Raw genomic sequence first — 13,415 nt, 5'->3', positions numbered from 1 at the left:
ACGCGAATCTGTTCTAGCGGAGCCTCAACGATGCCGATTCACGTGAGTGTGCAGGACGCAGGCATGTTCGACGCGGCCTGCCACTACTGCTTCGCGACCGGCAGGAAATCACCGACGTACTCTCGGCGATTGCCTGGGCGATGGAGGCGGCGCGGGCGGCATTTCTATCGCATGGCCAGACGGTGTTTTGTAAATTGCGGCTCAATCGCCCACAATGCCTCATCGGCGAAACACACAGGAGCGATCCATGCCCGTGCAGTACACCATCCGCGACAGCGTCGCCGTCATCACGCTCGACAACCCGCCCGTCAACGGGCTCGGGCATTCGACGCGCCTTGGCATCGTCGAAGGCGTCGAGCGGGCGCGCGACGATGCGAACGTGGCCGCCGTCGTCATCATCGGCGCGGGCAAGGCGTTCTCGGGCGGCGCCGACATCACCGAATTCAACACGCCCAAAGCCACTCAGGAACCGACGCTCGCCACCGTCATCAAGACCGTCGAGAACAGCGAAAAGCCGGTGATCGCCGCGATCCACGCTATCGCGATGGGCGGCGGCCTCGAACTCGCGCTCGGTGCGCACTACCGCGTGGCCGCGCCCGGCGCACAGATCGCGCTGCCCGAAGTCAAGCTCGGCCTGTTGCCCGGCGCGGGCGGCACGCAACGTCTGCCGCGTGCGGTCGGTCTCGAAACCGCGCTCGACATGATCGTGTCGGGCGCGCCGGTCAAATCGGAGAATCTCGCACACACCGCGCTCTTCGACGAAATGGCCGAAGGCGATCTGCTCGATGCCGCCGTGCGCTTCGCCGCGCGCATTGCACAGACGAGCGGGCCGCATCCGAAAGTGCGCGACCGTGACATCGCGCATACGGATGCCGAGCGCGTCATCCGGTCCGCTCGCGAGAAAATCGCGCAGACGGCGAAGCATTTCCCCGCGCCGCACAAGTGCATCGACGCGATCGAACGCGGCGTGCACGAAGGCTTCGAGCGCGGCCTCGCGTTCGAGCGCGAGTGCTTTCTCGCGCTCGTGCAGACGCCCGAGAGCCGCGCCTTGCGGCACGCGTTCTTCGCGGAGCGCGCGGCGGGCAAAATTGCCGATGTGCCATCGAATACGCCCGCGCGAAAGATCGAGCGCATCGGCGTGATCGGCGCGGGAACGATGGGCGGCGGCATCGCGATGAATTTCGTCAACGCGGACCTGCCGGTCGTGCTGCTGGACACGACGCAGGACGCGCTCGATCGCGGCATCGCCACGATTCGCCGCAACTTCGAAGCGCAAGCGAAGAAAGGCAAGCTCACGCTGGAACAGGTCGAAGCGCGCATGAGGCTCATCACGCCGACGCTCGCTTACGGCGATCTGTCCGAAGCCGATTTCATCGTCGAAGCAGTGTTCGAAGACATGGACGTGAAAGAGCGCGTGTTCCGTCAGCTCGATGACATCGCCAAGCCCGGTGCGATCCTCGCATCGAACACGTCGACGCTCGATCTCGACCGCATCGCCGCCTTCACGAAGCGCCCGGGCGATGTCGTCGGCATGCACTTCTTCAGCCCCGCCAACGTGATGAAGCTGCTCGAAGTGGTGCGCGGCGCGAAGACGGAGAAAGACGTGCTCGCGAGCGTGATGCAGCTCGCGAAAAAGATCCGCAAGACGGCAGTCGTCGCGGGCGTGTGCGATGGCTTCATCGGCAACCGGATGATCGAGCAATACCTGCGTCAGGCGCTGTTCATGCTCGAAGAAGGCGCGCTGCCCGCGCAGATCGATCGCGCGATCGAGCAGTTCGGCTTCGCGATGGGGCCGTTTCGCATGAGCGATCTTGCGGGCAACGACATCGGCTGGGCCATCCGCAAGCGCCGCTATCGCGATCAGCCGCAGATGCGTTATTCGCAGATCGCCGACCGGCTCTGCGAGGCGGGCCGCTTCGGCCAGAAAACGGGCGCGGGCTGGTACGACTATGCGGAGGGCTCGCGCGAAGCGAAGCCATCGCGCATGGTCGACGACATGATCGCCGCGTATTCGAAAGAGCGGGGCATCGAACGGCGCAGCATCGGCGACGAAGAGATCGTCGAGCGGCTCGTGTATGCGCTCGTCAACGAAGGCGCGAAGATTCTCGACGAGGGCATCGCGAGCAAGGCATCGGATATCGACATCGTTTATCTCACCGGCTACGGTTTCCCGCTATGGCGCGGCGGCCCGATGTTCCATGCCGACGCCTCCGGTCTTCAGAACGTCGAGCGCGCAGTGCGCCGATACGCCGGACAGCCAAACGGCGATGCGTGGCAACCCGCCGCGCTCCTCACCCGACTCGCGGCCTCGAACGGCCGCTTCAACGCCTGATGCAAGCGATATGAAATCCGTGGAAGATGTGCTTCTCGTCGTCGACGTGCAATACGACTTCATGCCGGGCGGCGCGCTGGCTGTCGCGCGTGGCGACGAAGTGGTGCCGGTCGTCAACCGGCTGGCGCGAGCGTTCTCGCACGTGGTGTTGACGCAGGACTGGCATCCGGCGTCGCATGTATCGTTCGCGGCGAACCATGCGGGCCGCGCGCCGTTCGAGACGATCGCGTTGCCCTATGGCGAGCAGGTGCTCTGGCCAACGCATTGCGTGCAGGGCACGGACGGCGCGGCGCTGCATCGCGAGCTCGATGCGCCGCACGCGCGGCTGATCGTTCGCAAGGGTCATCACGAGAAGGTGGACAGTTATTCGGCATTCCTCGAAGCCGACCGCACGACATCCACCGGCCTCGCGGGCTACTTGCGCGACGTCGGCGCAAAGCGCGTCTGGCTCGCGGGACTCGCCACCGACTATTGCGTCGCGTGGTCCGCGCTCGATGCGCGCGCCGCCGGTTTCGAGGCGCACGTGATCGAAGACGCCTGCCGCGCGATCGACCTGAACGGCTCGCTCGACAAGGCCTGGAGCGACATGCGTGCCGCTGGCGTCACACGCGTGCAAGCGGCGCAGGTCAACGCGGCGTGAGCCGCCGCGGGCAACGAGGATTTGCTACGCTTGCAGCTTCGTCAGACAACAGGAGCCGCCGTGCTGCGTCACATCGTCATGTGGAAACTGAAGGACTTCGCCGAGGGTGCGGACCGCGCTGAAAACGCGCAGAAGCTGAAGGCGAAGCTCGAAACTTGCCGCAGCATCGTGAAGGGGCAAGGGCATTTCGAAGTCGGCACCGCGCAACCGGGTTTCGATTGCACCTACGACGTCGTGCTCGTCTCGGATTTCGACGACAAAGCATCGCTCGACGCCTACCAGAATCATCCGCGCCATCTGGCGTTGAAGGACTTCGTGGCGGCGATTCGCGAAGCGCGCCAGTGTGTCGACTACGAAGTGTGACCGCAATGACCGATACCCAGACAAGCCACGGCCCGGCGCTCGAAAGCCCGTTCATCGACATGCTCGGCGTCGAGCTCGTGAAAGCCATCGATGGCGAGAGCGAAGTGCGTCTGCCGCTCGGCGACGCGCATCTCAATACATGGGGCATCGCGCATGGCGGCGTGACCATGACCCTGCTCGATGCCGCGCTCGCGATCGCGGCGCGCAGCGTGGCGGGTGACGGCATCGGCGTGGTGACCGTCGAAATGAAGGTCAACTTCATGCAGCCGGGACGCGGCGAGTTGCGCGGTTACGGCCGCGTGCTGCATCGCTCGACGACGATGGCCTATTGCGAAGGCGAAGTCCGCGATAGCGAAGGGCACTTCGTCGCGAAGGCGCTCGGCACGTTCAAGTACATGAAGCGGCTCGCCGTCGGGCGTGACGTCGTGAGGCAGAAGCTGCGCTCCGATCCAAAGGCGACGCCCGGACCGAGCGACGCGTGACGAAATGTGCGGCGGGCCGCTATTCCGGCCGCGCTTGACTCAAGTTCACGCAGTCGCCCGTTGCTTCGTCCTCACCGATAACGCCACAGATCAGGAGAACCATTGGATCGCTTCGAAGACAAGGTCGCCGTCATCACCGGCGCGGGAAGCGGCTTCGGCCGTGAGTTTGCGCTCATGGGCGCGTCGCTCGGTATGAAGCTCGTGCTCGCCGATATCGACGACGCCGCGCTAGCCGCAACCGTCGATGCCGTCCGCGCGCAAGGCGGGCAAGCGCAGGGCGTGCGCACGGACGTGTCGGATGCGAGCCAGGTCGATGCGCTCGCCCGCGCCACGCTCGATGCCTACGGCGGCGTGCATCTGCTTTTCAACAACGCGGGCGTCGGCGCGGGCGGCTTCGTCTGGGAGAACAGCCCGAAGGACTGGCAATGGGTGTTCGGCGTGAACGTGATGGGCGTCGCGAACGGCCTGCGCGCTTTTACGCCGATCATGCTGAAGCAGGGCGAGCCCGCGCATATCGTCAATACGGCGTCCGTGGCCGGCTTGCTCGCGGCGCCCGCGATGGGCGTCTACAACGCATCGAAACACGCGGTCGTCGGGCTGACGGAGACGCTGTATCACGATCTGCGGCTCGCACGTGCGCCGGTCGGCGTGTCGCTGCTGTGCCCGGCGTTCGTGCCGACGGGCATCGCCGATGCCGAACGCACGCGCCCCGATGCGCTCGCCAACGATGCGCCGCTGACCGCATCGCAAAAGATGGCGGCGCGGCAACTGACGCGGGCGGTGGAAGGCGGGCGGCTATCGGCGCGCGATGTCGCCGCGCTCACCTTCGACGCCGTGCGGGAAGGGCGCTTTTACGTCATCACGCATCCGAACATCATGCCGTCGATTCAACTTCGGCTCGACGATATCGCGCAGTTGCGCAGCCCGACCGATCCGATGTCGCTCAGACAAGAAGCGAAGAGATCGGATTAACGGGTTCGTGGCATCATCGTGCCCTTTGAACGCTTCTTTCGCCGATGCCGCTCAATCCCAAGATCGCGCAAATTCTCGAGATGGTCGCGCGCGCGAACCGTCCGCCGTATCACACGCTGACGCCAGCCGAAGCGCGCGCCGCCTACGCGATGAGCGCGCCGATCCTCGACATCGCGCCGCTGCCGATGCACAGCATCGAAGACATGCGTATCGGCACGCGCGACGGCGCTGAGATCGGCGTGCGCGTCTATCATCCGCTCGCGCCGAGTTGGGCGGAGCCGGCGGCGGCGCTGTTGTATCTGCATGGCGGCGGCTTCACGGTCGGCAGCATCGCGACGCACGACGCGCTCTGCCGCAAGCTCGCGCACGATGCGGGCTGCGCGGTGGTATCGGTCGATTACCGGCTCGCGCCCGAGCATCGCTTTCCAGTAGCCGTGAACGATGCGTTCGACGCGCTTCAATGGCTCGTGCAGGAAGCGCCGCTGCTGGGCATCGATGCAGCGCGGCTCGCGATCGGCGGCGACAGCGCGGGCGGCACGCTCGCCACGGTCTGCGCGGTGCTTGCACGCGATGCGGGCATCCCGTTGCGGCTGCAACTGCTGATCTATCCGGGTACGAGCGCGCGGCAGGACAGTGCATCGCATGCGCGGCTCGCCGAAGGCTATTTGCTGTCGGGCGAAACGATCCAATGGTTTTTCGCGCAATATCTGCGCGACGATCACGACCGTGACGACTGGCGTTTCGCGCCCCTCGATGCGGCGGGCGGTCAGCCGGACTTTGCAGGCGTCGCCCCGGCGTGGATCGCGGCGGCGGACCATGATCCGCTCTACGACGAGGACATCGCGTATGCGGCGAAGCTCGAAGCGGCCGGCGTGCGAGTCACACTGGCGCGCTATGAAGGCATGATCCACGAGTTCTTCAAGATGGGCGGATTCGTGCCCGAAGTGGCGCGCGCACATGCGGATGCGGTGGCGGCGTTGAGGGAGGCGTTGGGGTGAGGGATGCGGTTGATCGTCTGGATGTCTGCCTGCCGCGCAAACCCGCCGCCCGCATCTACTTCTATGCTTCTGCGCTTCTACTTCTCGCACTCGTCGTTGTCTTCAACGCAGCCAACCTGATCGAAGCGTACGGCAGTGGTGCGCCGTACTACTCGCGCACCGTCAACATGGACAAATGGGTCGATCCGTTGCCGCTTCTCGCTCTCGTCGATGCGCTCACCGTGGCACTCCTGTTCGCCGCCGTCCGAATGCTTCGACGCAAGCCCTAAGCGCGCGACAGTCACGAAGCGATATCGAAGTCGAACGCCCGCTCGAAGCTGCCCGGCCTCACGATGCGATGCGAGCCATCGTCGTCGCTGCGCTCCTTGATCTGAATCGACATGCCACGCTCCGTTGGCGTGACGCGCAGCGCCGTGGTGCTGCGCGTGCCGTACTCGGGCGTCTCGATGAACGCTGCCGACAGCACACGCTCCCGCTCGATCGACAAGCCCGTCGACGGCAGCAGCGCATCGTCGGCGATGCGCGGATCGCGTAGCGTTTCGATCAGCACGTCGAGTTCCGGATGTTCATCGGCGTGGATCAGGTCGGCCAGCGCGTCGCGTTGCGCGACGAGCTTCGGCCACGGCGTATTCAGCAAGCTGTTCGACAAGCCATGCACGCCCGCCTCGAGCAACGCGGGCGGCGCGTCGGCGCGGTTGCCGTACCAGCCGAGCTCGCGCCGCCTGAAATCGCCGCAAAGCAAGTTGAACCCGTTATAGCGATGCCCGCGTGCCGCGACGCGCTCCAGATAATCCATCGGCGCGACGCGTTCCCCCGACAAAAACGCGCTTACCAGCGTGCCGCGCGTGGGCGCATCCGGGCGCATTTCGGCGGGCGCGCGAAAGTTCGTCAGCGCGGCGAACCGGCCATCGCGGCTCGCGCCTAGCCACGCGCCGCCGCCCGTCAGATCGCGGCCAGCGAGCACGCCGGGGGCGTCGCTCCACCAGTGCATCGGCTCGGCCTCGCGGCGGAAGAATTCATCGCGATTCGCGGCCAGCGTCAGCAAGGCGCGCTCGCCGTGCGGCTGCGCGTCCGCCGTTGCGTCCGGCTGCCAGTCGAAAACGATGAGGCACATGCGCTTACACGTCCGACGGAAACGCGTACGGCAGCGGCAGAAATTCGAGCGCGGGACCATCGGCGGAACCGACATGCACCGCGCCGTCATCGAGCGCCGCCAGCTTGATCTCGACCAAGCAATCGACACCGCCCGTTTCCGACGGCGCCACGTTCACGACGAGCCCGCACGGCTGCCCCGGATCGGCGGAATGAAAAAGCTCCGCGCCGGGCGTCGCGGTTTCGGCGCGCGCGAGGGCAGTGCGCCGCTTGATCGTGCCGCGATACTGGCTGCGCGCGACCACTTCCTGACCCGGATAACAGCCTTTCTTGAAATTGACCCCGCCGAGCACGTCGAAATTGACCATCTGCGGGACAAATTGCTCGACCGTCGCCTGCGTGATGCGCGGTTCGCCCGCGTGAATATCCAGCCAGTCCCAGAGCGCGGCGGGCGCGCGGTGCAGTTTGTCGCCGAGGCTCGCGAGCCGCGCTTCGACATCCGCTTTCGGGCCGATCCACAGAAAGCGCGGACGATTCTCCGCATCCGGCACGCGGATCAGTGCGCCATGCGGGCCTTCCACTTTCACGTGGATGCCATCGGGCAGCGCGTCGAAGATGCCGGACAGCGCCGCGCGGACATCGCCCGCAAAGCCGACGGCGGCGACTTCGGCCGTCGCGCCCGAAAGCTTCGCCTTCGCGCGCAGCACGAACATCGACAGGCGCTTTTGCACGGGCGCCTGGATGTCGCTCGAAATCAGCAGGCGAACCGCGTCGGACGTGCGCCACATCAGGAACGAGCCGAGCAGGCGGCCCTTCGCCGAACAATAGCCCGCGAGCCGCGCGGTGGATGCGTCGAGATGCTGCACGTCGTTCGTGAGCTGGGTGTGCAGGAAGGCGGCGGCGTCTTCGCCTTTGACATCGATCACGCCGAACTGCGTGAGCGGAATAAACACGCCGGCGGTCCGGACGGCTTCGAAATCGGCGGCGGCGAGGGAAGGAGTCTGGAGATTCATGTGTCGGGAAGAGTCGATGCCAGCGGTGCGGCCAGGAGTCCGTGAATGGCGAACCAAACCGGTCAGCGGCCTTCGCGCAGGCGGGCAAGTTATTATATTGGTCTTATCCCAAGCGTGTTTCGCATGACTTTCCTGAAGAAATGCATCGTGGCGGCGGTGTTCGTCGTCATGCTCGCAGCAGCCGTCGCAGGCGGCGTGTATTACTGGGCCAACCGGCCGATGACGCTTTCGCCCGCCGAACTCGACGTCACCATCAAACCTCACAGCAGCTTGCGCAGCGTGAGCGCGCAGCTGAATCGCGGCGGCGTGCCCGTCGAGCCCGAGCTTTTCGTGCTGATGACGCGCGCGCTCGGCCTGTCCGCGCAGCTCAAATCCGGCAACTACGCGTTCAAGAGCGGCGTCACGCCTTACGAAGTGCTGCAGAAAATTGCCCGTGGCGATGTGAACGAATACGTCGCGACCGTCATCGAAGGCTGGACGCTGCAGAAAATGCGCAGCGAGCTGGACGGCAATCCCGCGCTCACGCACGACACGGCCGGCATGAGCGACATCGACATTCTGAAGGCGATCGGCGCGACGGAAGTCGACAAGATTTCCGCCGAAGGGCTCTTTTTCCCGGACACCTATCTCTTCGACAAAGGCACGAGCGATCTCGCCGTCTACAAGCGCGCCTATCGCACGATGCAGCGGCGGCTGACCGAAGCGTGGAACACGCGCGCGCCGAACCTGCCTTACAAGACGCCTTATGACGCGCTCATCATGGCGTCGATCGTCGAGAAGGAGACGGGGCGCGCGGCGGACCGGCCGCTCGTGGCGGCGGTATTCGCGAACCGGCTGCGCATCGGCATGCCGCTGCAGACGGACCCGACCGTGATCTACGGCCTCGGCCCGGACTACGGCGGTCGTCTGAAGAAAAAAGACCTGCAGACGGACACTCCGTACAATACCTACACGCGCATGGGTCTTCCGCCGACGCCAATTGCGCTGCCGGGCGTGGCCGCGCTGAACGCCACGCTGAATCCCGCCGCGAGCAGCGCGCTGTATTTCGTCTCGCGCGGGGACGGCAGCAGCTTCTTTTCCGACAATCTGGGCGACCACAACAAGGCCGTCGACAAGTACATCCGGGGTCAATGATGGCGCGTGGCAGGTTCATCACGTTCGAAGGCATCGACGGCGCGGGCAAGACCACGCATCTCGACTGGTTCCGCCAGCAACTCGACGACAAGATCGCCGCGAGCGGCCGCCGTGTCGTGATGACGCGCGAGCCGGGTGGCACCGCGCTCGGCGAAACGCTGCGCGGCATCCTCCTGAATCAGCCGATGGACCTCGAAACCGAGGCGCTCCTGATGTTCGCGTCGCGTCGCGAGCACCTGGCGCAAGTGATCGAGCCGGCGCTCGCACGCGGCGACTGGGTGCTGTCGGACCGGTTTTCGGATGCGACGTTCGCCTATCAGGGCGGCGGGCGCGGCCTGCCGCGCGACAAGCTCGAGGCGCTCGAACGCTGGGTGCAGGGCGGTTTTCATCCGGACCTGACGGTGCTCTTCGACGTGCCCACCGACACCGCGAGCGAACGGCGCTCGGCTGCCCGCGCGCCCGACAGGTTCGAAAGCGAATCGGAGGCGTTCTTCGAGCGCACGCGCGCCGAATATCTGCGCCGCGCGGCGGAATCGCCGGAGCGGTTCGTCATCGTCGATTCGACACAGCCGATCGATGCCATCCGCAAGCGGCTCGAAGACGTGGTCGCCGGACTCTGATTTCTCACCAGCCTCTACGATGATCTATCCCTGGCAAACTGACGACTGGCAACGCCTTCAGCAACTACGCGCGCACTGGCCGCACGCGCTCTTGCTGCACGGAGAAGCGGGCATCGGCAAGCTGCATTTCGCGCAGCATCTCGCGCAGGGCCTGTTGTGCGAGAACCCCACCGCCAACGGCGAGCCTTGCGGCACGTGCCCGGCGTGCCTGTGGTTTTCGCAGGGCAATCACCCGGATTACCGCGCCGTGCTGCCCGAAGCCCTCGCGGGTCTCGCCAGCGACGATGCATCCGCCGATAAAGCCGACGACGGCGACAGCAAGAAGACACGCGCGCCCAGCAAGGAAATCAAGATCGAGCAGGTCAGGGCGCTGCTCGATTTCTGCGGCGTCGGCTCGCATCGCGGCGGCTTGCGTGTGGTGCTGCTGTATCCGGCCGAGGCGCTCAACGTGGCGGCGGCCAACGCGCTTCTGAAGACGCTCGAAGAACCGCCGTCGGGCGTCGTGTTCCTGCTGGTGTCGGCGCGCATCGACAAATTATTGCCGACCATCATCAGCCGATGCCGTCAATGGCCGATGAGCGTCCCGAATGCCAGCGACGCCCGCGCGTGGCTCGCGTCGCAAGGAGTCGACGATGCCGCCGGGCTGCTCGCCGAAGCCGGTGGCGCGCCGCTCGCCGCGCTCGCGCTCGCCAGCGACGAACACCGCGCGCTGCGTGACTTCACGCTCGCGCAACTGGCGGCCGGCCCCAACTGCGACGCCTTCGCGTGCGGCGAAAATCTGCAAAAGCTGCCCGTGCCGATGGTGCTCGGCTGGCTGCAACGCTGGCTCTACGACCTGCTCGCGCAGCGCACCGCCGGCCGCCCGCGCTATTTCCCCGGCGCGGGGAAAACGCTCGCCCGCTGCGCGCAGAGCGCCGATCCCGCCGCGCTCGCCCGCTACATCAAGACGGTCACGCGCCAGCGCGCGGTGGAAAATCATCCGCTGAACGCGCGGCTCGTATTCGAGGAGCTGTTCCTCGCCTATCGCGGCATCTTCACTCACTGACTCGTTGCATTCTCCGATTAGCACGCCCATGAGCCTCACGTATCGCGACGCCACGCTCGACGACTTGCCCGCCATCGTCGCCATCTACAATTCGACGATCGCCTCGCGTCAGGTGACGGCGGACCTCGACCCGGTCAGCATCGAAAGCCGGCTCGCCTGGTTTCACTCGCACGGGCCGCACGCGCGGCCGCTGTGGGTCGTCGAGGAAGGCGGCGACGTCATCGCGTGGCTCAGCTTTTCCGATTTCTATGGCCGGCCCGCCTATGCGCGCACCGTCGAAGTGAGCATCTATCTGCATGACCGGGCGCGCGGCAAGGGCCTCGGCAAGAAGCTGTTGCAGGAAGCGCTCGACAAAGCGCCGTCGCTCGGCGTCGATACCGTGCTCGGTTTCGTGTTCGGGCACAACGAGCCGAGCATGCGGCTTTTCGCGAATTTCGGCTTCACGGCGTGGGGCACGCTGCCGCGCGTCGCGATGCTCGATGGCGTCGAGCGCGATCTCGTCATTCTCGGCTTGCGGCTCGACGGCGCGGCAAAGCCCGGCGTCGCGGCTGCGGCCTAGAAAGTATTCGCTGCAAAGGAGCACGGATGTTCGTCGATTCTCACTGTCACATCAATTTCGAAGGCCTCGCCGACCGTCTGCCCGACGTGCTCGACAAGATGCGCGAGCACGCGGTCACGCATGCGCTGTGCGTGTCCGTCGATCTGGAAACGCTGCCTTCCGTGCTCGCGATCGCCGAGCAGCATGAGAACGTGTACGCGTCGGTCGGCGTGCATCCGGATCACGAGGACATGAGAGAGCCGAGCGTCGCGGAACTCGTCGAACTGGCCGCGCATCCGAAGGTATGCGCGATCGGTGAGACAGGCCTCGACTACTATCGGCTGGAAGGGCGCAGCATCGCCGATATGGAATGGCAGCGCGAACGCTTTCGCACGCACATTCGCGCCGCGCACGCGACGGGCAAGCCGCTCATCATCCACACGCGGTCGTCGTCGGAAGACACGCTGCGTATCATGGAAGAGGAACGGGCGAGCGTGCCCGGCGGCGTGATGCATTGCTTCACCGAGCCGTGGCACGTCGCGCAAGCGGCGCTCGCGCAGGGCTTCCACATCTCGCTGTCGGGCATCGTCACGTTCAAGAAGGCAACCGACGTGCAGGACGTCGCGCGGCGCGTGCCGCTCGACCGGCTGCTGATCGAAACGGACTCGCCGTATCTCGCGCCGGTGCCGTATCGCGGCAAGCCGAATGAACCTGCTTACGTGAGTTATGTCGGACGCTTCATTGCGCAATTGCGCGGAGAGACGGATGAAGCGGTCGCGCAGGCCACCACCGACAACTTTTTCCGGCTGTTCAAGATCGCCCGGCCGGTGGCTTCGGCCTGAGCGATTCCATAGCGAAGCGCGGCGAATCCCCTGTATTGAAGCAATGCGAAGGTCCACCATGAACAATTCCCCGATGATTTCCACTCTTTCCACGACGAACCGCGCCAGGCGCGCGACGGTGCGCGGCCTTTTTGCGGGCGCGCTCGTCGCGGCGTGCGCGTTTGCACAGCCGGTGTGGGCCGCGTCCGTGGATTCGCTCATCAAGGCGGTCAAATTCGACGACGTCTCGGCGGTCAAGAAACAACTGGCGCAGGGCGCGGACCCGAATACGGTCGACAACACCGGCGCGCCGATCCTCGTCATCGCGGCGCGGGAGAAGTCGGATAAAGTCGGCCAGCTTCTTGCCGATAACCCGAACATCGACCTCGAAAAAGCCGATCCGGCCGGCGAAAATGCAATGATGCTCGCCGCGCTCAACGGCGACGCGACGTTCGTGAATCTGCTGATCGCGAAAGAGGCGGAAGTGAACAAGAAGGGCTGGACACCGCTGCATTACGCGGCGACCAACGGCCATGATGACGTCGTCAAGATTCTGCTGGACCATTCGGCCTATATCGACGCGGGATCGCCGAACGGCACGACACCGCTGATGATGGCCGCACGCGGCGGTCATCTGTCGACGTGCAAGCTGCTGCTCGATGAAGGCGCGGACTTGCGCGTGAAGAACCAGCTCGGCATGACGGCGGTGGATTTCGCGCGCAAGTACAACGAACGCGATGTCGCCGAAGGCCTGCAGGCGCGCCTCGATGCAATGCAGGGCGGCGCTCCGCAAGGCGGCGCAAATGGGTCAAAATAACGCGGATCGACGCGCAATATTGTCACGCCGGCATGAATCCGGGCAAGGGCGGCCGGGCCTGACCGCCTTCGCCCATCAAGCCGCCGTTCAACATAAAAGGAAGATCATGCTGCGGGAATTCGTCATCGCCTGTGCATTCGCGACGCCGGTTTGCGCGTTCGCGTTCACCGGCAACGATCTCAACACGCTCTGTACGAAGACCGATCCCAACTCGCGCACGGCCTGCGCCGCCTATATCGAAGGCGCGGCGGACGGCATCTACAACACGATCGAGGCAATCGGCGGGACCACGGGGCCGCAGGTCGGCCAGTACTTCTGCCTGCCCGCCGACGTGAAGCCGCAACAGTTGACGGATGCGGTGCGCAAGTACATCGCCGATAACCCCGACAAAGCAGCCTTCAACGCGACGACGATGGTCTCGCTGGGCCTCGGTAAAGCGTTTCCGTGCAAGGCGGAGCGTTGAGCATGTGTTAGGCGGCTGGCGGCGAACTCACACGGCTCGCCGCCGGCCGTTGCGTTGTTCTTCGAAGCAAGCCCGCGTGCCGATG

At 65.3% G+C, this 13,415-nt stretch carries 16 protein-coding genes; 14 read left to right on the top strand and 2 right to left on the bottom strand.

Annotated features, from left to right (window positions below; all coding sequences use genetic code 11):
- Window positions 1-247: 247 nt before the first annotated feature.
- The 7 genes from AB6804_RS00215 to AB6804_RS00185 all read left to right on the top strand — a co-directional run bounded on the left by AB6804_RS00215 (window position 248) and on the right by AB6804_RS00185 (window position 6,056).
- Window positions 248-2,332 (top strand): 3-hydroxyacyl-CoA dehydrogenase NAD-binding domain-containing protein, encoded by a 2,085-nt coding sequence (locus AB6804_RS00215; protein ID WP_370884770.1) that lies wholly within the window; start codon window positions 248-250, stop codon window positions 2,330-2,332.
- Between the two features lie 10 nt (window positions 2,333-2,342).
- Window positions 2,343-2,972, top strand: a complete 630-nt coding sequence (gene pncA / locus AB6804_RS00210) for a bifunctional nicotinamidase/pyrazinamidase (protein ID WP_370884769.1) — start codon at window positions 2,343-2,345, stop codon at window positions 2,970-2,972.
- 60 nt (window positions 2,973-3,032) lie between these two features.
- The gene (locus AB6804_RS00205) at window positions 3,033-3,335 is read left to right on the top strand and encodes a Dabb family protein (RefSeq protein WP_035966270.1); all 303 of its coding nucleotides are present in this window, start codon (window positions 3,033-3,035) and stop codon (window positions 3,333-3,335) included.
- A 5-nt stretch (window positions 3,336-3,340) separates the two neighbouring features.
- Complete coding sequence (locus AB6804_RS00200) at window positions 3,341-3,817, top strand: PaaI family thioesterase (RefSeq protein WP_370884768.1); 477 nt, start codon at window positions 3,341-3,343, stop codon at window positions 3,815-3,817.
- A 102-nt stretch (window positions 3,818-3,919) separates the two neighbouring features.
- Window positions 3,920-4,789, top strand: coding sequence for an SDR family oxidoreductase (locus tag AB6804_RS00195; RefSeq protein WP_370884767.1), 870 nt, complete (start codon window positions 3,920-3,922; stop codon window positions 4,787-4,789).
- A 44-nt stretch (window positions 4,790-4,833) separates the two neighbouring features.
- Window positions 4,834-5,787, top strand: coding sequence for an alpha/beta hydrolase (locus AB6804_RS00190; protein ID WP_370884766.1), 954 nt, complete (start codon window positions 4,834-4,836; stop codon window positions 5,785-5,787).
- Entirely contained in the window at window positions 5,784-6,056 is a 273-nt protein-coding gene (locus tag AB6804_RS00185; RefSeq protein WP_370884765.1) for a hypothetical protein, read from the top strand. The genes AB6804_RS00190 and AB6804_RS00185 overlap by 4 nt, the downstream gene beginning before the upstream one ends.
- 11 nt (window positions 6,057-6,067) lie before the next feature.
- On the opposite strand, the gene AB6804_RS00180 is transcribed toward AB6804_RS00185, so the two are convergent.
- Window positions 6,068-6,901, bottom strand: a complete 834-nt coding sequence (locus tag AB6804_RS00180) for an NRDE family protein (RefSeq protein ID WP_370884764.1) — start codon at window positions 6,899-6,901, stop codon at window positions 6,068-6,070.
- Window positions 6,902-6,905: 4 nt separating this feature from the next.
- Complete coding sequence (locus AB6804_RS00175) at window positions 6,906-7,892, bottom strand: folate-binding protein YgfZ (protein ID WP_370884763.1); 987 nt, start codon at window positions 7,890-7,892, stop codon at window positions 6,906-6,908.
- 123 nt (window positions 7,893-8,015) lie between these two features.
- Here AB6804_RS00175 and mltG point away from each other — a divergent pair, with 123 nt between their 5' ends.
- From mltG to AB6804_RS00140, 7 genes are all read left to right on the top strand, one after another.
- Entirely contained in the window at window positions 8,016-9,026 is a 1,011-nt protein-coding gene (mltG, locus tag AB6804_RS00170) for an endolytic transglycosylase MltG (RefSeq protein ID WP_244792279.1), read from the top strand.
- Window positions 9,026-9,646: a dTMP kinase gene (gene tmk, locus AB6804_RS00165; RefSeq protein ID WP_370885384.1), complete on the top strand. Its 621-nt coding sequence runs from the start codon at window positions 9,026-9,028 to the stop codon at window positions 9,644-9,646. The genes mltG and tmk overlap by 1 nt, the downstream gene beginning before the upstream one ends.
- A 19-nt stretch (window positions 9,647-9,665) precedes the next feature.
- Window positions 9,666-10,691, top strand: a complete 1,026-nt coding sequence (locus AB6804_RS00160; RefSeq protein ID WP_370884762.1) for a DNA polymerase III subunit delta' — start codon at window positions 9,666-9,668, stop codon at window positions 10,689-10,691.
- Window positions 10,692-10,719: 28 nt separating this feature from the next.
- A complete protein-coding gene (locus tag AB6804_RS00155; protein ID WP_244794728.1) occupies window positions 10,720-11,250 on the top strand; it encodes a GNAT family N-acetyltransferase in 531 nt (176 codons plus the stop codon).
- 26 nt (window positions 11,251-11,276) lie between these two features.
- Window positions 11,277-12,071, top strand: coding sequence for a TatD family hydrolase (locus AB6804_RS00150; RefSeq protein ID WP_370884761.1), 795 nt, complete (start codon window positions 11,277-11,279; stop codon window positions 12,069-12,071).
- A gap of 58 nt (window positions 12,072-12,129) precedes the next feature.
- Window positions 12,130-12,867, top strand: a complete 738-nt coding sequence (locus tag AB6804_RS00145) for an ankyrin repeat domain-containing protein (RefSeq protein ID WP_370884760.1) — start codon at window positions 12,130-12,132, stop codon at window positions 12,865-12,867.
- Window positions 12,868-12,973: 106 nt separating this feature from the next.
- Window positions 12,974-13,330: a Rap1a/Tai family immunity protein gene (locus AB6804_RS00140; protein WP_370884759.1), complete on the top strand. Its 357-nt coding sequence runs from the start codon at window positions 12,974-12,976 to the stop codon at window positions 13,328-13,330.
- Window positions 13,331-13,415: the final 85 nt, after the last annotated feature.

This window comes from Caballeronia sp. RCC_10 (genome assembly GCF_041360715.1).
Taxonomy (GTDB): Bacteria; Pseudomonadota; Gammaproteobacteria; order Burkholderiales; family Burkholderiaceae; genus Caballeronia; species Caballeronia grimmiae.
This window is presented reverse-complemented; position numbering and strand designations above follow the sequence as displayed.